Source organism: Rhodospirillales bacterium (assembly GCA_023898785.1).
Lineage (GTDB): Bacteria > Pseudomonadota > Alphaproteobacteria > Micavibrionales > Micavibrionaceae > TMED27.
In genome coordinates this window covers 440,636-462,970 of sequence record CP060239.1, presented here as the reverse complement: position 1 = coordinate 462,970, position 22,335 = coordinate 440,636, and the positions used below count along the sequence as shown (strand labels likewise).

The 22,335-nt window shown below is 49.5% G+C and carries 27 protein-coding genes and 2 tRNA genes; 3 read left to right on the top strand and 26 right to left on the bottom strand.

Annotation, left to right across the window (positions count from 1 at the left end; all coding sequences use genetic code 11):
* Nucleotides 1-27: 27 nt before the first annotated feature.
* Together H6859_02440 and H6859_02435 are read right to left on the bottom strand one after the other, a co-directional pair.
* Complete coding sequence (locus H6859_02440) at nt 28-1,335, bottom strand: homoserine dehydrogenase (protein USO06078.1); 1,308 nt, start codon at nt 1,333-1,335, stop codon at nt 28-30.
* Between the two features lie 45 nt (nt 1,336-1,380).
* The gene (locus tag H6859_02435; GenBank protein ID USO06077.1) at nt 1,381-2,088 is read right to left on the bottom strand and encodes an OmpA family protein; all 708 of its coding nucleotides are present in this window, start codon (nt 2,086-2,088) and stop codon (nt 1,381-1,383) included.
* Nucleotides 2,089-2,444: 356 nt separating this feature from the next.
* Here H6859_02435 and phaC point away from each other — a divergent pair, with 356 nt between their 5' ends.
* A complete protein-coding gene (gene phaC / locus H6859_02430) occupies nt 2,445-4,304 on the top strand; it encodes a class I poly(R)-hydroxyalkanoic acid synthase (GenBank protein ID USO06076.1) in 1,860 nt (619 codons plus the stop codon).
* A 236-nt stretch (nt 4,305-4,540) separates the two neighbouring features.
* On the opposite strand, the gene rpsI is transcribed toward phaC, so the two are convergent.
* The 13 genes from rpsI to H6859_02365 form a co-directional block, all read right to left on the bottom strand.
* On the bottom strand, nt 4,541-5,083 hold the full coding sequence (rpsI, locus tag H6859_02425) for a 30S ribosomal protein S9 (protein ID USO06075.1): 543 nt from the start codon (nt 5,081-5,083) through the stop codon (nt 4,541-4,543).
* 5 nt (nt 5,084-5,088) lie between these two features.
* Entirely contained in the window at nt 5,089-5,553 is a 465-nt protein-coding gene (gene rplM / locus H6859_02420; protein USO06074.1) for a 50S ribosomal protein L13, read from the bottom strand.
* A gap of 112 nt (nt 5,554-5,665) precedes the next feature.
* Complete coding sequence (locus tag H6859_02415; protein ID USO06073.1) at nt 5,666-5,977, bottom strand: divalent-cation tolerance protein CutA; 312 nt, start codon at nt 5,975-5,977, stop codon at nt 5,666-5,668.
* A 171-nt stretch (nt 5,978-6,148) separates the two neighbouring features.
* A tRNA-Pro gene (locus tag H6859_02410) sits at nt 6,149-6,225 on the bottom strand.
* Between the two features lie 48 nt (nt 6,226-6,273).
* Nucleotides 6,274-6,350, bottom strand: a tRNA-Pro gene (locus tag H6859_02405).
* A gap of 88 nt (nt 6,351-6,438) precedes the next feature.
* The gene (locus tag H6859_02400; GenBank protein ID USO06072.1) at nt 6,439-6,990 is read right to left on the bottom strand and encodes a MerR family transcriptional regulator; all 552 of its coding nucleotides are present in this window, start codon (nt 6,988-6,990) and stop codon (nt 6,439-6,441) included.
* A 36-nt stretch (nt 6,991-7,026) separates the two neighbouring features.
* Nucleotides 7,027-7,323 (bottom strand): integration host factor subunit alpha, encoded by a 297-nt coding sequence (locus H6859_02395; protein USO06071.1) that lies wholly within the window; start codon nt 7,321-7,323, stop codon nt 7,027-7,029.
* Nucleotides 7,324-7,469: 146 nt separating this feature from the next.
* Entirely contained in the window at nt 7,470-8,444 is a 975-nt protein-coding gene (locus H6859_02390) for a ketoacyl-ACP synthase III (GenBank protein ID USO06070.1), read from the bottom strand.
* Nucleotides 8,445-8,462: 18 nt separating this feature from the next.
* A complete protein-coding gene (locus H6859_02385) occupies nt 8,463-8,771 on the bottom strand; it encodes a PigN domain-containing protein (GenBank protein ID USO06069.1) in 309 nt (102 codons plus the stop codon).
* Between the two features lie 11 nt (nt 8,772-8,782).
* Nucleotides 8,783-9,817, bottom strand: a complete 1,035-nt coding sequence (gene plsX, locus H6859_02380) for a phosphate acyltransferase PlsX (GenBank protein ID USO06068.1) — start codon at nt 9,815-9,817, stop codon at nt 8,783-8,785.
* A gap of 102 nt (nt 9,818-9,919) precedes the next feature.
* Nucleotides 9,920-10,099, bottom strand: coding sequence for a 50S ribosomal protein L32 (locus tag H6859_02375; protein USO06067.1), 180 nt, complete (start codon nt 10,097-10,099; stop codon nt 9,920-9,922).
* A gap of 88 nt (nt 10,100-10,187) precedes the next feature.
* Nucleotides 10,188-10,799, bottom strand: coding sequence for a DUF177 domain-containing protein (locus H6859_02370; GenBank protein ID USO06066.1), 612 nt, complete (start codon nt 10,797-10,799; stop codon nt 10,188-10,190).
* A gap of 5 nt (nt 10,800-10,804) precedes the next feature.
* On the bottom strand, nt 10,805-11,293 hold the full coding sequence (locus tag H6859_02365) for a ubiquinol-cytochrome C chaperone family protein (GenBank protein USO06065.1): 489 nt from the start codon (nt 11,291-11,293) through the stop codon (nt 10,805-10,807).
* 120 nt (nt 11,294-11,413) lie between these two features.
* Between H6859_02365 and H6859_02360 the strand changes: the two genes are divergently transcribed.
* Nucleotides 11,414-11,869: an outer membrane protein assembly factor BamE gene (locus H6859_02360; GenBank protein USO06064.1), complete on the top strand. Its 456-nt coding sequence runs from the start codon at nt 11,414-11,416 to the stop codon at nt 11,867-11,869.
* A gap of 62 nt (nt 11,870-11,931) precedes the next feature.
* Here H6859_02360 and H6859_02355 read toward each other — a convergent pair whose 3' ends face one another.
* The 11 genes from H6859_02355 to H6859_02305 all read right to left on the bottom strand — a co-directional run bounded on the left by H6859_02355 (nt 11,932) and on the right by H6859_02305 (nt 21,013).
* Nucleotides 11,932-14,079, bottom strand: coding sequence for a sodium-translocating pyrophosphatase (locus tag H6859_02355; protein ID USO06063.1), 2,148 nt, complete (start codon nt 14,077-14,079; stop codon nt 11,932-11,934).
* 267 nt (nt 14,080-14,346) lie between these two features.
* Nucleotides 14,347-14,823: a flagellar basal body-associated FliL family protein gene (locus H6859_02350; GenBank protein ID USO06062.1), complete on the bottom strand. Its 477-nt coding sequence runs from the start codon at nt 14,821-14,823 to the stop codon at nt 14,347-14,349.
* A 120-nt stretch (nt 14,824-14,943) separates the two neighbouring features.
* Nucleotides 14,944-15,417: a transcription antitermination protein NusB gene (locus tag H6859_02345; protein USO06061.1), complete on the bottom strand. Its 474-nt coding sequence runs from the start codon at nt 15,415-15,417 to the stop codon at nt 14,944-14,946.
* Entirely contained in the window at nt 15,418-15,852 is a 435-nt protein-coding gene (gene ribH, locus H6859_02340) for a 6,7-dimethyl-8-ribityllumazine synthase (protein ID USO06060.1), read from the bottom strand.
* Between the two features lie 8 nt (nt 15,853-15,860).
* Entirely contained in the window at nt 15,861-16,958 is a 1,098-nt protein-coding gene (gene ribB / locus H6859_02335) for a 3,4-dihydroxy-2-butanone-4-phosphate synthase (GenBank protein ID USO06667.1), read from the bottom strand.
* Between the two features lie 11 nt (nt 16,959-16,969).
* Entirely contained in the window at nt 16,970-17,563 is a 594-nt protein-coding gene (locus tag H6859_02330) for a riboflavin synthase (GenBank protein ID USO06059.1), read from the bottom strand.
* A gap of 9 nt (nt 17,564-17,572) precedes the next feature.
* Nucleotides 17,573-18,547, bottom strand: coding sequence for a bifunctional diaminohydroxyphosphoribosylaminopyrimidine deaminase/5-amino-6-(5-phosphoribosylamino)uracil reductase RibD (ribD, locus tag H6859_02325; protein USO06058.1), 975 nt, complete (start codon nt 18,545-18,547; stop codon nt 17,573-17,575).
* The gene (nrdR, locus tag H6859_02320) at nt 18,547-19,017 is read right to left on the bottom strand and encodes a transcriptional repressor NrdR (GenBank protein USO06057.1); all 471 of its coding nucleotides are present in this window, start codon (nt 19,015-19,017) and stop codon (nt 18,547-18,549) included. The genes ribD and nrdR overlap by 1 nt, the downstream gene beginning before the upstream one ends.
* Before the next feature lie 6 nt (nt 19,018-19,023).
* Nucleotides 19,024-20,313 carry a serine hydroxymethyltransferase gene (locus tag H6859_02315; protein ID USO06666.1) on the bottom strand — a complete coding sequence of 430 codons (1,290 nt, stop codon included), beginning with the start codon at nt 20,311-20,313 and terminating at the stop codon, nt 19,024-19,026.
* Between the two features lie 45 nt (nt 20,314-20,358).
* On the bottom strand, nt 20,359-20,784 hold the full coding sequence (rpiB, locus tag H6859_02310) for a ribose 5-phosphate isomerase B (GenBank protein USO06056.1): 426 nt from the start codon (nt 20,782-20,784) through the stop codon (nt 20,359-20,361).
* 25 nt (nt 20,785-20,809) lie between these two features.
* Entirely contained in the window at nt 20,810-21,013 is a 204-nt protein-coding gene (locus tag H6859_02305) for a hypothetical protein (protein USO06055.1), read from the bottom strand.
* A gap of 45 nt (nt 21,014-21,058) precedes the next feature.
* Here H6859_02305 and H6859_02300 point away from each other — a divergent pair, with 45 nt between their 5' ends.
* Complete coding sequence (locus H6859_02300; protein ID USO06054.1) at nt 21,059-22,237, top strand: acyl-CoA dehydrogenase; 1,179 nt, start codon at nt 21,059-21,061, stop codon at nt 22,235-22,237.
* Nucleotides 22,238-22,335: the final 98 nt, after the last annotated feature.

Below are 22,335 nucleotides of genomic sequence, written 5' to 3'. Positions count from 1 at the left end.
ATAATTATACCCTTCTATTAGCGCGCCCTAACTTAACGTCTCAATCCGCATCAAGCAAGGCTCATCAACAACCGTCTCCAATTTCCCAAACGCCGTACATGCCGCCTGCATATCGCCATGACGCACTTCATGCGTGGTCAGAACCAGCGGCACCGGCTGATGCGGGTCGCGGCAACGCTGAATAATCGCCTCAACCGAAACGCCATAATCACGCAAAATCGCCGAAACATCCGCCAGAACACCAGGCTTATCAAGCACCTGCAACCGCAGATAATACATGCCGCGTATGTCGTCAATCGGCATCCAGTTTGCCACCTCAAGAGCCTGAGCAGGCACACCAAAAGCGGGAATAACGTGCCCGCGCGCCAGATCAACAATATCAGCCATTACCGCCGAAGCCGTCGGCCCTTCCCCCGCACCCTTACCGGTCAGCAACGATGTCTGGGCCGCATCACAATCGACATAGACCGCATTATACACATCTTCAACCATGCCAAGAGGGTTAGAGCGCGGTACAAGGCAAGGCTCCAAAACCTGCATCACCTGCCCATTTAAACGCTTTGCAATCCCCAGAAGCTTGATTCGGTAGCCAAGCTCGTCAGCCGCCGCAATATCATCCGCCGTAATCTTGCGAATACCCTCAATCTTCAAATTCTCAAAATCAAGCCGCACACCGAAGGCAATCGCCGAAAGCAGCGCCAACTTATGCCCCGCATCAATCCCGTCAATATCAAAGCTCGGATCGGCTTCCGCATACCCGGCCTCCTGCGCCTCTTTCAAGATCACATCAAAATCGCGCCCCGTCTCACGCATCGCCGTAAGCATATAATTGCATGTTCCGTTCAAAATGCCGTAAACCGCATGAATAGCATTTCCCGCAAACCCTTCACGCATGGCCTTGATAATTGGAACGCCCCCCGCCACGGCCGCTTCATATGTAAGGGCAACGTTATTTTCTTCCGCCAACTGTGCCAAAGCAGCACCATGATGCGCGAGCAATGCCTTATTGGCTGTCACCACATGCTTCCCTGTGGCCAAAGAGCGCTCTACAAGCTCTTTCGCCGTGCCGTCGCTACCGCCGATCAGTTCAACGATCACATCGATATCTGCGCGCCCAGCCAACGCCAATGCATTATCGACCCACGCATATCCTGACAAATCAACACCACGATCTTTATTCGCGTCGCGCGCGCTCACAGCCATAATCTTCACAGGCCGCCCGGCCCGGCGCGCAAGCAAATCACCGTGCACTTGAATAATCTTAACCACACCGACCCCGACTGTCCCCAGCCCGGCTATTCCCAAACGCAACGGCGCTTGCTCTGCTCCAGCCATCATCTCAACCTTTCAAATTGTTTATTAAATCTATACGTGAAGCAATTAACGAGAAATTTCAACCCGCCGCGCTGCTTCTTCTGGTGTTTTTCCATCCAGATTTTGAGCAGGCTTTGCATCACCCCACGCCATCACCCGGATAAAGTCCGCAGGAACACCTTTATCAATCAATGCGCGTGCCACAGCAAACGCCCGATCCATAGAAATTTTAAGATTAACAACCTTACGCTGCGCTGCCGAATTATAATTTGCCATCACGCTCGCATGCCCCTCAACCGTAAGCCCGATCCCCGACGCCGCATTAAACGCTTCAGCCACTCTGGAAACTTTCGCCAAACCCTTTTGGTTCAGCGTTGCAGAATCATGACCGAAATACACAACCACCGTGTCACGATCAGACGCACCAACCGCAACATAACCTTCGCCGCGTAAAGACGAAGCGTAAGGCCGCGCCATTTGCGCACTTACAGGCACAGGTGTCATGTCTTCAAACGGGAAAATCTCTACACTCGGATCAGCGGAAACAATAGAGCCAAAAGGCATTGTGGCATAAACCTGCCCAACAGGCATAACCGTCGCAGGCGCAATTTCCATTGCATCCATCTCTACCGAGGCAACAGGCTGGTAAGCAGGAGCAGGCACGTGCTCATCCAGATCAAAAAGCTGTACACGCCCGCCCGTGTTCTCATAAACAACCGATGACAAATCAACAAATCGATCCGAGTATTCAACCACTTCCTCAGATTGAGGCATTTCTAAAATCGGCCTCCCCGGTTCCGTGTTGAAATATGAACACCCTACCAGTGCAAAACTGGCACAAGATATGCAAAGAAAACGGGAAAGATAAAAGCGATGCTGCATCATAAATTTAATCAGTAAACTCTAAACTTAAACAATGAAATCATGATCAGAAATTTCTCGCCCTTTTACAAGCCCGCTGAACCCAAAAGCTATTTTTACCCCCGGTATTTTCGCGGCGCCCCTCGCGAATCATGCAGCATTTTTTTATCGCTTTTCAGCATTATTTCCGCTATATTGCCCTTTATTTTTGCTGCGTTCTCATCCACTTAATCAAAAATGGTTAGACAATGGTTCAGGTCGATTACAACATGTCCAAAAATAAAAACGCACAAAAAGCGCCCCAAAACGACAACAATGCCGCAGCGCGAAAAGCACTTCAGCGACAGATCGAAACGCTCCCCGATCCCGTCGCCCTGTCGCAAGCCCTGATGAATGCTTACCAGCAATCCCAGCCGCTCTTCATGGATATGCTGCAAAAAATGGGGCAAACACCCCCCTCGGCAGAACTTCCCTCTTTTGATCCCGACCCGATGAATGTTGGAAGCGCCGGCGCACACCTTATAAACGCAATGGCCACAGACCCACTAAAATTCTGGGATTTGCAAATAACCTATGCACAAAAACAAGCCCAGCTCTGGCAATCCAGCATGAACAAAATGTGGGGACAAGAAAGCAAACCCGTAATTAAACCGCAAAAAAGCGATCGCCGCTTCCGTGATGACAGTTGGAATGACAGCGTCTTCTTCGACTTTATAAAACAATACTACCTGCTCGCTTGCAATTTTGTAGAACAAAATATCGAAAACGCGGAAGGCCTCTCAGAAAACGAAAAAAGAAAACTCACCTTCACCAGCAAACTGATGATGGATGCCCTCTCTCCCTCAAACTTCGCCATGACAAACCCCGAAGTCCTAAAAGAAACCTTGCAAACCGGTGGCATGAATCTGGTCCACGGCTTACAAAACATGCAGGAAGACTTTGCACGCGGCAATGGGCAACTCAAAATCAGCACCACCGATTACGACGCCTTTAAGCTCGGTGAAAACATAGCCACCACCCCCGGGCATGTCGTTTATGAAAACGATCTGATGCAACTGATCCAGTATGAACCGCAAACGCACGGCGTATTCAAACGCCCGCTTTTGATTGTGCCCCCCTGGATCAATAAGTTTTATATTCTGGACCTCCAGCCACAAAGCTCCTTTATCCGCTGGGCAGTCGAACAAGGCCATACGGTCTTTTGCATCTCGTGGGTCAACCCTGATGCAAAATTGGCGCAAAAAGGTTTCGACGCCTATATGTTCGAAGGGCTAATCGCCGCCCTCGATGAGATCAAAAAAATCACCGGCGAACCCGACTGCAACGCCGTTGGTTATTGCCTCGGCGGAACGCTGCTGGCCACAACGTTGGCCTGGCTCAAAGCCAAAAAACAGGAAAAACGCATCGCTTCTACAACCTTTCTGACCACTCTGGTCGACTTCCAGGATTCTGGCGATATGAAGCTGTTCATGGATGATGAACAAATTGATGAAATGATCGAAATGATGAGTCGCCACGGCGTTCTCAAAGCAGAAGAACTGCAACGCACCTTCTCTCTGCTACGCGCTAACGATCTTATATGGTCCTTCGTGGTGAATAACTACCTGATGGGCAAAGAGCCTTTCCCATTTGACCTGCTGTATTGGAACGATGACTCCACCAATATGCCTGCCAAAATGCACAGCTTTTACTTGCAAAACATGTATCGCGACAATTTGCTCAGCCACCCCGGCGGCATCGAAATTGACGGCATAAAAATTGACGTAAGCAAGGTCAAAACCCCGGCCTATTTCCTTTCCACGAAAGAAGATCACATTGCCCCGTGGAAAGCGACTTACGAAACCACACAAATGTTGAGCGGTCCAAAAACTTTTACGCTGGCCGCCTCCGGCCACATCGCCGGGGTTATCAACCCACCGTCAAAAGAAAAATATTGTTTCTGGAGCGCAAACGACACACCGAAAAGCCCCGAAGACTGGCTTAAAAATGCTGAAGAAACCGCCGGATCATGGTGGCCACACTGGCAGGAATGGATCAAACACTACGCCGGCGGCCAGGTCGAAGCCCGCCATATAAAAGCACCCATCGAACCCGCCCCGGGACGTTATGTGCAGGTAAAAAGCAACTAGGGTCGGGACCTATAATAACCGGTAAACGTACAAAAAACGCCCCGAAAAATCATTAAGATTACCCGGAGCGTTTCTTGTTTTGTGAACTTTGGTAGAGGAGATCACAAATTCTTATAAAGCGTAAAAGTAATACAATTTGTTTGTACGCTAGGCATCCAAGGCGAGGTGCGCGGAGCGTATATAAAATACGTGAGCACACCGAGACCGCAGGATAACGCAGCGTACGAGCAAATTTATTATCTTTTAGCCCATTGTTTCGTTCTACGCGCTTTGTGCTTGCCAACCTTCTTGCGCTCAACAATCCGCGCATCGCGGGTCATCATACCAGCTTTTTTCAAGGCCGGACGCATTTCAGGGGCAAAATTCTCAAGCGCGCGGGAAATCCCGTGACGTACAGCGCCCGCCTGACCGGACAAACCGCCGCCCTTCACAGTGCAAACTACATCAAACTTGCCAACGCTGTTCACAATCAGGAACGGTTGATTCAAAATTAAACGCTGCGTCTGACGCGCAAAATAAGTTGCTTGGTCACGACCATTCACGGTCACTTTACCACTACCGGGCTTGATCCAGACACGCGCCACAGCATCTTTCCGGCGCCCGGTCGCATAAGCGCGACCCTGCTTATCCAGCTTTTGCACACGCTTTGCAGGCGCTTCTTCAGGCTTTTTATCCGCTGCAGAAGCTTCAGCTTTGACATCTTCAACTTTCACAGCATCGCCCAAATCTTTAAGATCTTTCACAGCTTCGTCTTTCTTTTCAGTTTCTTTCTTGGCCATATCGCTTAGCCTCTCTTATTCTTGGGGTTCAGTGATGCAACATCAAACACTTCAGGCTTTTGCGCCTCGTGCGGATGCTCGCTACCGGCATAGACTTTCAGATTGCTGAAAACCTTATAGCCCAAAGGCCCTTTCGGCAACATTCGCTGCACGGCCTTCTCAATAACGCGCTCAGGATGCTGACCATCGAGAATCTGCCCCTTACTGCGCTGCTTGATCCCACCAGGGTAACCTGTATGCCAGTAAAAGATGTCATCTTCACGTTTCTTACCCGTCAAGCGCACCTTCTCGGCATTAATCACGATCACGTTATCGCCGTCATCAACATGCGGCGTATAACTTGGCTTATGCTTTCCACGCAAACGAAGCGCGATGATGCTGGCCAAACGGCCCAGCACAACATCCTGTGCATCAACAATGATCCACTTTTTCTCGACTTCTGTGGGTTTTGCAGATGTAGTTTTGCTCATAATTTTATTCCTTATTGAAAAAGTCGGGTGGTTATCGCGCAAATACACCGACATGTCAATAAAAATGAATAAAAACAGAAGGATAAAATTACGGTATTATTATACCAATATCTTAAGTTCGAACCTGCTCCCGCATCCAGCTCACAAAATCCTGCTGCGCCTTTTCCACCGGCAAAGAAACAATACAGGGCACATCATAAGAATGTTTACTCTTAATCGCCTTCTCAACAGGCTCAAACAACTCCCGGCGCGTTTTATAAATTACCGCCACCTCAGTCTCATCCTGAATAACCCCCTCCCACCAATACAGCGAACGATGCGCTGGAAATATATTCGCGCACGCCACCAGCCTGTCCTCCAGCAAAGCTTTGGATATTTTCGCTGCATCCTGTTCAGATGGATATGTCACATAAACAAAAATCATGCCGCCAACCTTTCTCCTGCTTCAAAAAAAATCGTCAATCCGGCGAAACGACAAATCCGAAATACCCAACATCGGCGCCAGGAACACCGGATCTTCAATCTTAATATGTCCAAGAGCAAAAACCATAGCTATAGCCATCAAAAAACCAAGAAAACACAAAATAAAAGTGGATGGTCGGGCTGAGAGGATTTGAACCTCCGACCTCTTCGTCCCGAACGAAGCGCGCTACCAGACTGCGCTACAGCCCGCCGATAAAACACACCCATTTTACATTAAGTTGAGTGCTATGCAAAAAATGGTCGGAGTGGCGGGATTTGAACCCACGACCTTTCGGCCCCCAGCCGAACGCGCTACCAAGCTACGCTACACTCCGATCATGGCCAAAACTTGCAAATGATTTTTCTATATGATTGCTCAGGAAAAAGCAAACGCGAATTACCAGGAGCCACAGCCCTCAAGCCTTATTCAGACTTAAGTATTTTACGAAGTTCTTTAAGTTCATTAACCATATTTTGCAAAGCACTGCGCTGCTTCGAAGACATCCCCATCGCAAGCTGTCCCTTCACAGACGCGCTCACGCTTGGCTCATTATTATTTTGCGCTTCGGGTTTGTCTTCCAACAAACCGGCCTTACCCTTTTCCTTCAAAAGCTTCTGCACGCCTTTGATTGTATAACCTTCCGTATAAAGCAAATGATGAATCCGCTTCAAAAGCTCCAGATCCTCGGGACGATAATAACGCCGCCCGCCGCCACGTTTGAGTGGACGAATTTGCGAAAATTTAGTTTCCCAGAACCGCAACACATGTTGCTGCACATCCAGAATATCCGCTACTTCACTAATCGTCCGAAACGCAGAAGCCGATTTACGCGTTTTAGGCTGCTTAACAGGGCCGCGCTCCACTTCTTTTCCTGTCAAAGGACCGGTAATTTTTTCAGCCGTTTCATGCGCAAGATCCTCCGCCTGCTCATCGCGTTCAACAATTGGACCTTTTTGCGAATAGACCTGATTCATACCTAAAATTCCTTATGACTATTTAACTATAATTGACTACTCGCCACTATTAATGCGGTCTTTCAATACATGAGACGCCCGGAACACCAAAACTTTACGTGGTGAAATCGGAACATCAACACCGGTTTTGGGATTGCGGCCAATCCGCTCACCCTTCTCCCGAACAGAAAAACTGCCAAAGGATGAAATTTTTACATTCTCGCCCTTCACCAATTCATCGGAAATTTCATCGATCACAGCTTCCACCAGATCAGATGATTCATTACGTGATAATCCAACTTCTTCGTAAACGGCTTCAGCCAGATCCGCGCGTGTAATCGTACGATTGTCCATCGATTTCTACTCCAAATTCATGAATAAGCTCAGACTAACGACCTAAAACCAGCGCGTCAATATTTGGAAAGAACTTAACCCCAAAAAATGATTCTTCTTCAAAGGGCTAGCCTAAAGACTTAAGAATGCACCAGCAGGATCAAGACTTAGAAACGCACCAGAGCGCTGCCCCAGGTCAAACCACCACCCATTGCTTCCAGCAACAAAAGATCCCCTTGCTTGATCCGCCCGTCGGCGGCGGCTTCATCCAACGCCAGAGGAATGGACGCCGCCGACGTATTCCCATGATGATCGACCGTCGTCACAACCTTATCCATGGGCAACCCCAGCTTTTTCGCCGTAGCCTCTAAAATGCGGATATTGGCCTGATGCGGCACCAGCCAATCGATCTGATCAGCGGTAATATTATTCTCTTCCAGCGCTTCATTCACCACGTCAGCCATAAAAGACACGGCATATTTAAACACTTCACGCCCCTGCATAACGATATGCCCCGCGCTCCCTGTACTTGACGGCCCGCCATCGGTATACAGCAAATCACGAAGCGTGCCATCAGCATAAAGATGTGTGGAGTGAATGCCGCGCGCGGAAATATCGTCCGCACTCTCCTGCCCTTCAAGAATAATCGCCCCGGCCCCGTCAGCAAACAAAACGCACGTCGTCCGGTCATTCCAATCAACAATAGAAGAAAGCTTCTCCGCGCCAATCACCAGAATGCGCCGCGCCTGCCCGCATTTAATAAAATTATCCGCCGTTGCCAACGCATAGATAAAGCCGCTACAAACCGCCTGCACATCAAAAGCCAGCCCGGCTGGAATCTCTAAAGCCGCCTGCACCTTCACCGCCACCGCCGGAAATGTCTGATCCGGCGTCGTTGTCGCCACAATCACACCATCAATTTCGCCCGGCTCAAGCCCGGAAGCTTCCAAAGCCGCACGCCCGGCGAAGGTAGCCAAATCCGCCGTCGTCTGATCGTCCGCTGCAATATGCCGGGATTTAATACCGCTGCGCTGCGTGATCCACTCGTCGGTCGTATCCACCATCTTCTCCAAATCCTGATTGGTCAGGATTTTCTCCGGAAGATAGCCGCCTGTTGATTTTATAATGGAGCGTAACGACATTGTTCTTTTTCTCAGAGGTTATAACATTTTCAAAATTGTAAACAGCAGCATAAATCCTATATAGAAAGAACCAGTCACAATAAGCTCTATTCTAGCAAAGGACCATTCTTTCTTACGCTCTTTGCCAATCAAAGACTTAGTTCCAAGGACCCCACCCAAAACATCATATATAAAAAAGACCGGAAACAAGACAGCCACCAAATAGGCAAAGGGTGTGTCTTTTAAAAAGAATGCGACAACCATACCAGCAAAACAGCCAACCAGAGCATAATAAATATTACGCTTCTTTTTATTACTTTGCTTTTTGGTATTTTTATCTTCACTCACAAAAAACGTCCCTATTCAATAAGCAAATTCTGTTCTGACAAACACTCAATCTCGCGCCCGACCATCTCGACATAACCCTGCTCCGCCAATTCCGCAGCCAGCTTCACCGCAGAAGAAAACGCCAGCGCGTCACACCCCCCGTGGCTTTTGACACACAAACCGTTCAAGCCCAAAAACACCCCGCCGTTATAGCGGCGCGGATCTACCTGATGCTGAAAACGTTTCAGCGCAAAATACGCCACCATGCTCCCCAAAATCCCTAAAGGATCGCGCATCACATTCTTTTTAAACAAATGCGTAGTCAAACTCCCCACGCCTTCCGCCGTTTTCAGAGCAACATTCCCCGCATACCCATCACTGACCACAACATCAACCGTGCCTTTGGTAATATCATCGCCTTCAACAAAACCATAGTAATGCCCCGGAAACTCAACCTCGCTCAGAATCGCCGCAGCCTCCCGCACATGATCAGGCCCCTTCATTTCTTCCGAGCCCACATTAAGCAGCCCCACACTCGGCTGAGCCACATTCTTGTGCAATTTAGCAAACACAGCGCCCAAAACCGCAAACTGCACCAGATTTTCTGCATCCACAAGCACATTTGCTCCCAGATCCAGCATAATCGTATCACTCTGGCGCGTCGGAAAAATACTGGCAATCGCTGGACGGTGAATTCCGGGCAAAGGGGTAAGCACCATCTTCGCCAGCGCCATCAAAGCCCCCGTATTGCCCGCAGACACAACAGCCGTCGCGCGCCCCTCTTTAACAGCCTCAATCGCTAGACGCATCGAACTCCCCTTGCTCTTCCGCAAGACAGCCGAAGGTTTCTCATTACTCAGAATTTTATGCTCCGTATGAACAACCGTGCTCACAGCCTTAAGTGCAGACTCTCTGTCCAAAAGCGGCCCAATCTGCCCCTCATCCCCAAACAGTATAAATCCAAGCTGCGGATGCGCCTTCAGCGTCAACACCGCCCCTGGAATAACACTCTCAGGGCCATAATCGCCGCCCATGGCATCCAATGCTATAATTCGCGAACGAGACAAGAAAACAATCCTTGATATTCAGATAAAGCAAAAGCCCTCATGAAAGGGCTTTCCAATTTTGACAATATTTGCAGACAAAAGCCAGCCCTTTAAAGCTCGACCCTAATCGCGCGCTTCAAGTACCTGCTTACCTTTATAAGTACCGGTCTTCAAATCGATATGGTGACGGCGCTTCGGCTCACCCGTATTGGCATCTTCAACCCAATTCTCAGTTGATAAAGCATCATGCGCACGGCGCATATTACGCTTAGACTTTGTTGTTTTTCTTTTTGGAACAGCCATAGCTCTTATCCTTTTAAGTAACTTGAGCGCGTTTTTTACAGCCTTTGCCCTCCCAACGCAAGGATTTTCTTTCGCTTAGGAACAAGACTTAGCTTTCACTGCCAGAAATCTTATCTTTCCAATCTTTTAACGCCGCAAACGGATTTTTTACCAAATCATCTTCCTCTAAAGCTCCCATTTTCCGCTCAAGCTCTTCAAATTCAACACCTTCTGCATGCGGATACGGATTAATAGAAAGAGATAAATATTGCGTTACCAACTCCCCCAGATCAATTTTGCCCTCAATCAAGGCTTCCGGATCATCCTTCTCATCCAAAATCGGAAGCTCCCCATGTCCTTTTTCGTTCAACTTCTCATGACGCGCCTTGGTAATAGACACCGCCACTTCCGGGTCCGCGTACCAAGCCTCAAAATCATCCTCAATATGGCTATGCACCGGCTCCAAAGTAACTACACAAGCCTGCGTAACATCGGCGCGAATCTGGCCTTTGATGTAATAGCTCATCTCCCCGGCATGGTGCGAAACCCGAATATCAGCCTCCAAAGCATCTACACTCTCCACACCCAAACGCTGGCTCAATCGCCCGCACGCCAACGCATCAGGGGCAATCGTTAAAGTCTCCTCAGCCTTGTTCATCGCCTCCACATCAAACAAATGCGACCACTCAGTCTCTAAAATTCTTTTCGGCGCTTTTGACATCTCACTTATTCCTTCTCAAACGCAATTTTACCCGACAAAATTGCATCCATATCCTGTATCTTTAAAAATGCCAGAATTTCTAACGCTTTTACCTCCATTTTGGCAATCTTTTTCTCGTCTGCCTCCACCGCGCTGCCATACAAATTCTTGCGCAACGCCGCCGCCAAATCCCCATCCGTCAAAGCCTGTTCATAAGCATGCATCCGCCCGTTAAATGCTTTCATCATCTTACGCATATGTTTCGGCACCCCCATATCGCCAATCCCCATTTCACGCAATGTTTGATCCATATCCTCAAAACACACATCAAACAGCGCTTGGTTAAAGTGCAGAGCCTCATCGCGCCCTTCCTCAAGCATCCGCTGGAAAACCAAAAAAATGAACAGCACCATCAGATCAAACCGTCCGTCAAACGTATCTGGAACGCCGTATTTTTCATAAAATTTAGGCTGACGCACACAAACCAAGACATTCGCATACACATCGCGAGTCATTTGTTTACATGGATTTCTTCTCATTAAAAGGTGAAGCATTTCAGCAAGCATAAGTTTTCTTTTTTTTCAGCGCGCACTATAGTATAAATCTCCACCCATGAAACATAAAAAGATACAGCCATGATTCTTCAAATATCGAAAAAAACGCTTCTCCTTTCAGCTGCGATTCTAACACTTGGAACAAGCGCCTGCACCCCCATGGTCGCCCAGCGCGGCAACATGGTCGAAGATTTTCAGATGCAGCAAATCACGCCGCACGAAAGCACACGCTCCGATGTCTTGCGCAATCTCGGCTCACCAACCAGCAAGTCAACATTCGATCCCAATGTCTGGTATTACATCGGTCAGAAAACCGAAAAACGAGGCATTCTCGACCCTCAGGTTGTGGAAGAACGGATCATCTTGGTCGCCTTTAATGAGGAAGGCTTTGTCGAAGCCATTCAGGACATCGACCGCGAGCGCATGAACATCCCTTATGCACGAGAAAAAACCCCAACCCACGGTAATGAGACGACTGTTATGCAGCAATTTCTCGGGAATCTGGGTAAATTCAACCCGCAAACTGGCGAGCAATAATACAACAAAAAAGCCCCGCCAAACCGGCGGGACTTTCTTAAATTCTGTTATAGGCTGAACGCTTAAGAACCAGTAGCGAATTTCGCCACAATCGCTACCAGCAAAATCGCCACGATATTGGCAATCTTGATCAACGGATTCACCGCCGGCCCGGCCGTATCCTTATACGGATCGCCAACAGTATCGCCCGTCACAGCCGCTTTATGAGCATCGGAGCCCTTGCCGCCATAATTACCGTCTTCAATATATTTCTTGGCATTGTCCCACGCACCGCCACCGGCCGTCATGGAAATTGCCACAAAAATACCGGTTACAATCGTCCCGAGCAACATTGCCCCCAGACATTGGAATGCCGCAGCCATGTCGCCCGTCACCTTATAGATGACAACCCACAAAACAGCCGGAGCCAATACAGGTAAGAGCGATGGCACAACCATTTCACCAATCGCCGCTTTGGTCAGCAAGTCTACAGCCGTACCATATTCCGGCTTGGCCTTGCCTTCCATGATACCCGGAATCTCCTTGAACTGCCTGCGCACCTCAATAACCACAGAAGCCGCCGCGCGCCCCACTGCCGTCATCGACAGCGCACTGAACAAATACGGCAACAACCCGCCCAGAAACAAACCGATCACAATATACGGATCAGTCAGATCAAAACGAATGTCGGCCAGCTCCGGCAGATAATGCGCAATTTCTTCCGTATAACCGGCGAAAAGCACCAACGCGGCCAAACCGGCACTGCCAATCGCATAGCCCTTTGTTACAGCCTTCGTTGTATTGCCGACCGCATCCAACGCATCCGTCGTATTGCGAACGCCCTCAGGCAGATCCGCCATCTCGGCAATTCCGCCCGCATTGTCAGTCACCGGACCATAGGCATCAAGCGCCACAACCATCCCGGCCAGTGAAAGCATTGAAGTTGCAGAAATCGCAATGCCATACAATCCCGCCAGATCATAAGCAACGTAAATCCCGCCACAAATCACCAGCACCGGCCACGCAGTTGCCTCCATGGAAATCGCCAATCCGCGGATCACATTGGTCCCGTGCCCCGTCATCGACGCCTTCGCAATCGTGCGCACAGGCCGATAGTCTGTCGAAGTATAATACTCCGTAATCCAGATAATCAGCCCCGTAACAACCAATCCGGTAAGAACGCACAAAAACAACTCCACAAGAGTAACAACGCCGCCATCGACCAAAGGCACAGCCATATCAACACCGATATTCGCCAATGCCACAGCAATCAACAACGCCGAAAAAATTGCACTCGCCGCAAAGCCCTTGTAAAGCGCCCGCATAATGCTTGTATCATTACCTTCTTTTTGCTCATTAAGACGCACAAAAAACGTCCCGGCCACAGAACCTAAAATACAGATCGCACCAATAAAGAGTGGCAAAACCATCATATGCTCAACCGCCCCCGGAGCAAACGTGCTAAACGCAATCAACATCGTTGCCACCACGGTCACGGCATAGGTCTCAAACAAATCCGCCGCCATTCCGGCACAGTCACCGACATTATCACCGACATTATCGGCAATTACCGCCGGATTACGTGGATCATCCTCAGGAATGCCCGCCTCAACTTTTCCCACCAGATCCGCGCCGACATCCGCGCCCTTGGTAAAGATTCCTCCACCCAAACGCGCAAAAATCGAAATTAACGACGCCCCAAAGCCAAGAGCCACCAGCCCTTCCAGAACATGACGCGTCGCGCTCATCGCGGCCTCACCTTCAAGGCCGCTCAAACCCAGACTGTAACGCAAATACAGATAATATCCTGTCACACCAAGCAGACCCAACCCGACAACCAGCATCCCGGTCACGGCGCCAGCCTTAAACGCCACATTCAGGGCCTTGCCAAGACTTTCCGTTGCCGCTTGCGTGGTACGCACATTCGCCTTAACAGAAACAAGCATCCCGTTATAACCGGCCAGCCCCGATAAAAATGCACCGATAATAAAACCAATCGCCACATGCCAACCAAGCAGCAAATACAAAAGCCCGGCCACCGCCGTGCCAACAACCGCAATCGCTCTATATTGCCGCGCCAGATACGCCGCCGCACCTTCCTGAATCGCCCCTGCGATCTCTTGCATACGCGCATTTCCCGCGCTCTGAGCCATAATTTGCCGTGACGCCAAAGCGCTGTAAATCAACGCCAAAATCCCACAAGCTACCGTAATCAATAACAGTGAAGACATATCCCCTCCCTCACTTGTTGTTTGTAATAATCACACATAAACACACCCAAGAACCTACTGAATTTGTTCAAGGATTACTCGAAATTGTACCCATCCCAAACATCAAGGCAAGACGATTTTACAAAACACACTTAAAACTCGCGAAAAAACAGGGGACAAAAAAAACCGCCCAAATGGCGGTAAAAGTTTTTTTGATGTATAGAGGGTTCACATCAAGGTTTAAAATCGCGATAGAATTCCACCCTGTAAACGGAAGGATCTAAATTCTTATATGGGCCGCTGTTGTACAACTTGAAGCAACACATCATGCACCGTATCTTCTCCGACCACTCTTGCGCTCACAGCATTAAGGCGCTTCTTCAGAATATCGACCTGAATAACGCCGCCCTTGAGCGCCGCATGCTTATTGAGAACACCATACATATCCTGAATGAAAGCATCCTTAAGCCGCGGCGTAATCATCTCAACCTTAGCCCTGGCTTTCGCATCCACGACTTCAAGCGTAACCACCAAATTCACAGTCTGGCTTACGCCATTATTATCAACAATCGGAAGAATTAAAGGATCAAGCTCTACAAACTCATAATGTCCGCTGTGATCATCTTTTTTCTTATCCTCTTCTTTATGATCATCAACCGTATCGACAGCAGAAGCCTCTGCAGGCTGAAAGAAATAAAAATACGCGCCAGCACCGCCGCCGCCCAGGACGATCAGCGCTCCTAACGCTATAAATATCATTCGCATTTTTTTACACCCTAATGCTTATAAGAACCCTACAATTTATGGTAAAGAAAAAGATTTAACGGCAGGTTAGAATTAAATAAAATTTTATGGAATAAAAACGCAGTAACATAGTAAATGCGCCTATCGAAACACAGAAGCAACGCTATCTAAAACGCCATTAATCAACGCCACTTCATTACGCTCGTAAAAAGAATGTGCAACATTCAAATAATCATTAATTATGATAGGCTTATCAATATTTTGGATCAAAAGCTCATAGGCCCCGCAAATCAGAATTGAACGCAAAAGCGGCTCAACAACACGGTCCTGAGCATCCTTTTTCAAATTAGCATCCACAACCGATTCCAATTCCGCACGGCACTCCTCTACGCCATATAAAATCGCTTTCAAAAGCACTTCATCCGGCTGCACTAACCGCTCACCTTGAACTTCCATCCCAGAGCGATGATGCAAATACTCATCCAAAACAACCCGCATAGGCTGCCTATTCTGGCTGACCTGATAAAGCGCTTGCACAGCGCTCAACCGCGCAGAAAGCGCCCTGGCCTTGCGCGAAGCCCCGTCCGATGATGCAGGTTTTTGTTCTTCGCTCATCTATTCACCCTTCGCAAAACGCGCCTTATGCGCCGCCAGCGCCAGCGCCGCCAGCGCTGCCGCCCGGCCTTTATTCTTTTTCTCAGGAAGTGCGCGCTCCAAAGCCTGTACCCGTGTCTCACATGTCAAAATCCCGTTGCCAATACACAGCCCGTCACAGATAGAAAGATCCATCAGTCCTCGCGCGCTTTCCCCGGCCACAATATCATAATGCGAGGTTTCTCCGCGGATGACGCACCCCAACGCCACAAATCCGGCATATTTGCGCGCGGCAAATTTAATAGCCGCCGGAATTTCCAAAGCGCCCGGAACAGAAATCCGGTCAAAAGCCACACCTTTCGCTTCAAGCGTAGCAATAGCCCCACTCACCAACGCATCGGCGATATCTTCATAAAATCGGGCTTCAACAATAAGAATGCGGGGTTTATCAGGCATTTTGAGCACTAAGGGTTAATCGATTTGTAATCAGTTATATATAATCCGTACCCTTCCAAACCAACAACATTTTTAGGATGATCGGTTAAAAGAATCATCTTCATAATACCCAAATCTTTCAATATCTGAGCACCAATCCCATATCGCCGAAGCTGACCGCCATTATTTTTTTTCACCTCTCCCTTCAAGCGCCGAGATAAAGCATCCGGCTGCGGCTCGCGTAAAATCACAATCACACCCTCTCCAGCATCTTCAATAAGCTTCATAGAAACATGTAGATCAGAATCCTGATTTGCCCCCAAAATATCGCTCATAAAATCAACCACATGCATCCGCACCAATACTGGTCCCTTGGCCCGCGCAATATCGCCCTTCACCAGCACCACATGCTCGGCATATTGAACCGTATTCGCATACAGTATGAACCGAAAACGCCCACCATAACGGCTCTCCAGCACATCTTCATGAATACATTTAACCAGCGTTTCGCGCGCACTGCGATGCGCAATCAGATCTTCAATCGTACCGATTTTCAGCCCATGCTTACCCGCAAAACCAACCAAATCCGACAGACGCGCCATCGTGCCATCGTCATTCATAATCTCACAAATCACACCCGCCGCAGAAAATCCTGCCATCCGCGCCAGATCAACCGCCGCTTCCGTATGCCCCGCGCGCTCCAGAACCCCGCCGTCACGCGCCAGCAATGGAAACACATGCCCCGGCGTAGCAATATCCTCACGCCGCGCCTGCGGGTTTATGGCCGCCTTGATTGTCGTCGCCCGGTCGGCAGCCGAAATCCCCGTCGTTACCCCCTCCTTGGCTTCGATCGACACCGTAAAGGCAGTGCGATGATGCGTATTATCCCCCCGCCCCATCAATTCCAGCCCCAGCCGCTCCACCATCGCCCGTTCCATCGGCAGACAAATCAAACCACGCCCGTCCTTGGCCATAAAATTAATATTGTCCGCTGTGGCCATTTCAGCGGCAATGATGAGATCGCCCTCATTCTCACGATTTTCATCGTCTACCAGAATAACTGGCTTGCCCACACGCACATCTTCCAAAATGTCATCAATGCTCGAAAGCGCTGTTTCCGTTTTCATCGCTGCCTCACTCATGCTGCCACCTCAAGCATTCTGGCCACATAGCGCGCCAACATATCAATCTCGATATTGAGCATATCACCGTCTCTCTTATCTGAAAGATTCGTATGCTCCCAGGTATGGGAAATGATATTGACACCAAACAAATCCCCTTCAACCTCATTAACCGTTAATGAAATTCCATCCAAAACCACAGAACCTTTCTGCGCAATAAACCGCGCAAGCTCTTTCGGCACCTTAACCTTAAGACGATGCGAATCCCCGTCAACATCAATGGATATCAACATCGCCACCCCATCAACATGCCCGAAAACAATATGACCGCCCAACTCATCGCCCAGCTTCAAAGACGGCTCCAGATTAACCCGCATGCCCTCTTGCCAGTTTTTAATAACCGTTTTCGAAAGGCTCTCCGCCGACACATCAACGGCAAACCAGCCAGAACCCTTCTCAACAACAGTCAAACAACAGCCCGAACACGCAATTGATGCGCCAATCGACATCTCCTCCAAATCCAGCGCCGCCGTTTCAATCACAATACGCCAGTCGCCATCTTTATCAAGGGAACGCACACGGCCAACATCCTGAACAAGTCCTGTAAACATGCGGCCACCCTAATCTTCTCGGATATAAATTTCCAGCATATCTTCGCCCAAAACCCTGGTTTTTTGTAATTTAAGCCATGAATACGCACCAAAATCTGCCGCGTCCACCCCCCGATCTCCCAAAATCAGCGGCGATTTACACAATTGAAATTCATCCACCAGCCCTGCTTCCAAAAAACTCCGATGCACTTGTGCTCCGCCTTCCACCAACAACCGCGTTATACCTTTTTCGGCCAAATAGGCTAAAACCTCTTCAATCGTATTCTGACGACAAATTTCAAAGCCAGACGCATCCTTAATACGCCCGCGTCGATCCAAAATGACCCGCAAAGATTCATGCTCAAAACCAGCCAGCCGCGTTGTTAACTTTGGTTTATCAACCAAATACGTTTCTGAACCAACCAAAATCGCATCATACAAGGAGCGTTGCAGGTGCATATATCTCTGGGACAGTTCTCCGCTTATTTGCGTTCGCTCACCGGCACCAGCAGCAATTTTACCATCAGTTGAAACTGCACATTTCAATGTCACAAAGGGACGTCGCTGTATCACCCGGCTGATAAAACCTTGGTTCAGAGCCAAAGCCTCCTCCTCCAAAACACCCTCAACCACTTCAACACCCGCATCATTCAGCATTGCAATTCCGCGCCCTGAAACCCGCGGATCAGGATCTTCACACGCCACAACCACCCGCACAACGCCCACATCAATCAACGCCTGCGCACAAGGGCCCGTTTGCCCGGTATGCGAACAAGGCTCCAAAGACACGTACGCGCACGCGCCCTTGGCCTCATACCCGGCCTTTTCCAAAGCAATCGCCTCCGCATGCGGCCGCCCTCCACGTGCCGTATGCGCCGCCGCGATCACAACATCATCCTTCACCAAAACACACCCGACAGCCGGATTCGGCGCAACCATGCCCAAACCCCGCCTGGCCATACTCAAAGCCATACGCATATATTTTTCATCAATTTCAGGAGACATTATTTCTTACTTTTAGACTTAAGCGTTTTCACATCTTCCAGAAAATCATCAAAATCCTCAGGCTTGCGGAAATCTTTATACACGCTAGCATAACGGATATAGCCAATCGCATCGAGATCTTTGAGCGCATTCATCACTTCAGCCCCAATCACATCTGAAGAAATTTCCTGCTCGCCGCGTGATTCCAGCTTACGTACAATCGCGCTGGCCGTCTTTTCGATCTGCTCAATCTCAATCGGACGCTTCTGCAACGCAATTTGCATAGATTTAATAATTTTGTCGCGATCAAAGGGCTGCTTGCGTCCACCGGATTTCAGTACCGTCATCTCGCGGAGCTGCACCCGTTCAAACGTTGTAAAACGCTCATCACAATCCGGACAAAACCGGCGACGGCGAATTACGGAATTATCCTCACTCGGGCGAGAATCCTTCACTTGTGTTTCTTCACATCCGCAAAACGGGCACTTCATATAAACCTACAAGGTTGGATAAATCGGGAATCGCCTACACAGCTCTTCTACCTTAGCTTTAACAGCACGCTCAACATCACCATTACCGTCTTCCCCATTGGCCTTAAGCCCATCAAGAATTTCAATGATATACTCACCGACCAGCTTCCATTCAGCCGGGCCAAAGCCGCGCGTTGTCGCTGCCGGCGTTCCCAGACGCACGCCGCTGGTCACCATCGGCGGCGCCGGGTCAAACGGCACAGCATTCTTGTTACAAGTAATGCCTGCACGCTCCAGCGCTTCTTCGGTTTCTTTACCGGTGAGACCTTTCGGACGCAAATCGACCAACACAATATGGCTGTCTGTCCCGCCGGAAACAATATCCGCACCGCCCGCCTTCAAAACGTCGGCCAAAACCTTGGCATTTTCAACAATAGCCTTCGCATACATCTTAAAGTCAGGTTTCAACGCTTCGCCAAAACAAACGGCCTTACCGGCAATAACATGCATCAAAGGCCCGCCCTGAATGCCCGGGAAAATTGCCGAATTGATCTTTTTGAAAATCTCCAGATCATTAGTCAGAATCATCCCGCCACGCGGCCCACGCAAAGTTTTATGCGTCGTCGTTGTCGTAACGTCAGCATAAGGCACTGGACTTTCATAAGAACCACCCGCAATCAGTCCTGCATAATGGGCCATATCCACCATCAAATATGCACCAACAGCATCGGCAATTTCACGGAAACGTTTAAAGTCAATCTGACGCGGATAGGCCGAAGCCCCGGCGATAATCATCTTGGGCTTATGCTCTTTCGCCAAACGCTCAACTTCATCATAGTCCAGCAAAGCATCACTTTCACGCACGCCATACTGGATAGAGTTAAACCATTTCCCGGATTGGTTCGGCGCCGCGCCATGGGTCAAGTGCCCGCCGGCCGCAAGACTCATCCCCAAAATCGTATCACCAGGCTGCAGCAAAGCCTGCATCACACCCTGATTGGCCTGAGAACCGGAATTCGGCTGTACATTAACGTATTTAGCACCAAACAGTTGCTTCGCACGCTCACGCGCCAAATCCTCAACCACATCCACAAACTCACAGCCGCCATAATAACGCCGCCCCGGATACCCTTCAGCGTATTTATTGGTCAGCACAGATCCCTGCGCATCCAAAACAGCCTTTGAGGCAATATTTTCAGAAGCAATCAGCTCAATCTGATTTTGCTGACGCGCCAATTCTTCGCGTGTCGCCGCATAAATTTCCGGATCAACCTCTTTCAAATCATCCGTAAAAAATCCGCTCACCACACCGCTCATTTTATTCTCTTTCATTGCTGCATTGCTCATTAACTAAAACCTTTCCTAACTAAGTTTATCCACGCGCCGCCTGTGACGCCCCCCTTCAAATTCTGTATTCAAAAATATCTCGACAATATCGAACGCCACCTCTTCGCCGATAATTCGCGCGCCAAGGGCCAGCACATTGGCATCATTATGCGCCCGGGTCAAGCGCGCCATGGTTACATCTGTGCACAACGCCGCCCTCACCGCGGGGTTACGGTTCGCCGCAATCGAAATCCCGATCCCGCTGCCACAAATGACAATACCCTGCTGGACCTCGCCACCTGCAATCGCCTTGGCCAGTTTTTGCCCATATTCAGGATAATCAACTGAGTCGTTAGAATTCGTGCCCAGATCAAGCCACTCAACATCGCTAAAGTGCGCTTTGATTGCTTCTTTCAAAGAGTATCCGCCATGATCACAGGCAATCGCCAATTTATGTTTCATGCCACAATATATAGTGTGCACACCCTTAAGTAATCAAGCCCTTCTTTTTCAGCACATATTCAAGGCGCTTCAAAGCATTTCGCTTAAGCGTCAATTCCGATGCATTCGCAGGCCCCTGAATCGAAACTTCCGTCAAGCTGGCCGTATCCATCACCGAGACTTTGACAAAAGCCCCAACGGGAAAAAATTCGAGAATCACCTCACGGCCATTGAGAAGTTCTTTGCTCATGATATTCTCTATAGCGAAACATACCGTATCAAGAAAGAGACAATCATGCATAAGCGCGCCGACTTTAACTGGGAAGACCCGCTGCTCCTCGATGAACTCCTCACCGACGAAGAACGCATGATCATGCAAACTGCGCGCGATTACGCTCAGGATAAACTGCTCCCGCGCGTCATCGAAGCCTATAAAACCGAAGAATTTGATCCCAATATCATGAAAGAAATGGGGCAGCTTGGTCTGCTCGGCCCGATGATCGATGGCTATGGCTGCGCGGGAGCCTCCTACACCGCCACCGGGCTCATCGCCCGTGAACTGGAGCGCGTCGATTCCGCATATCGCTCCTGCTATTCTGTGCAATCTTCCCTCGTTATGCTCCCTATTTCTCTCTTCGGCACCGAAGATCAAAAACAGAGATTCCTGCCCAAACTCGCCTCCGGCGAATATATCGGCTGCTTTGGCCTCACCGAACCCGATGGCGGCTCCGACCCGAACGCCATGAAAACCAAAGCCAAGAAAACCAAGGACGGCTACTCCATCTCCGGCGCCAAACAATGGATTTCCAACTCACCCATCGCCGATGTCTTCATCGTCTGGGCCAAAGACGAAGACGCCCAAATGGTCGGCTTTATTTTGGAAAAAGGCATGAAAGGCCTGTCCGCGCCCAAAATCGGCGGCAAGCTTTCCTTACGCGCCGCTCCCACCGGCGGCATCGCCATGGATGAGGTCCACGTGCCCGAAGAAAATCGCCTGCCCGAAGCCTTCTCGCTCAAGGCCCCAATGCTCTGCCTCAACTCCGCGCGTTACGGAATCGCTTGGGGCGTCATGGGCGCAGCCGAAGATTGCTGGCACCGCTCCCGCCAATATGTCATGGACCGTGAAATCTTTGGCAAACCGCTGGCCGCGCAGCAACTCATCCAGAAAAAACTCGCCGATATGCAAACCGAAATTACGCTGGGCCTCGCCGCCTGCCATCGTTTGGGCCGCCTGCGTGATTGTGACCGCGCCGCCCCCGAAGCCATTTCACTTCTAAAGCGTAATAATTGCGGTAAAGCGCTGGAAATCGCCCGCCTCGCCCGCGACATGCACGGCGGCAACGGCATCGCCGACGAATACCACGTCATGCGTCATATGTGTAACCTCGAGGCCGTCAACACTTACGAGGGAACACACGATATCCACGCCCTTATCCTTGGCCGAGCTCAAACGGGCCTTCCGGCGTTTGGTTAAATATAGGAATTTTTTCCTTGACCCTGGCAAAAATCCATGTAACCATCACATCAAGATTATGCATAGTCTGTAAAAAAACAGACGGTAAGTGGCGCACG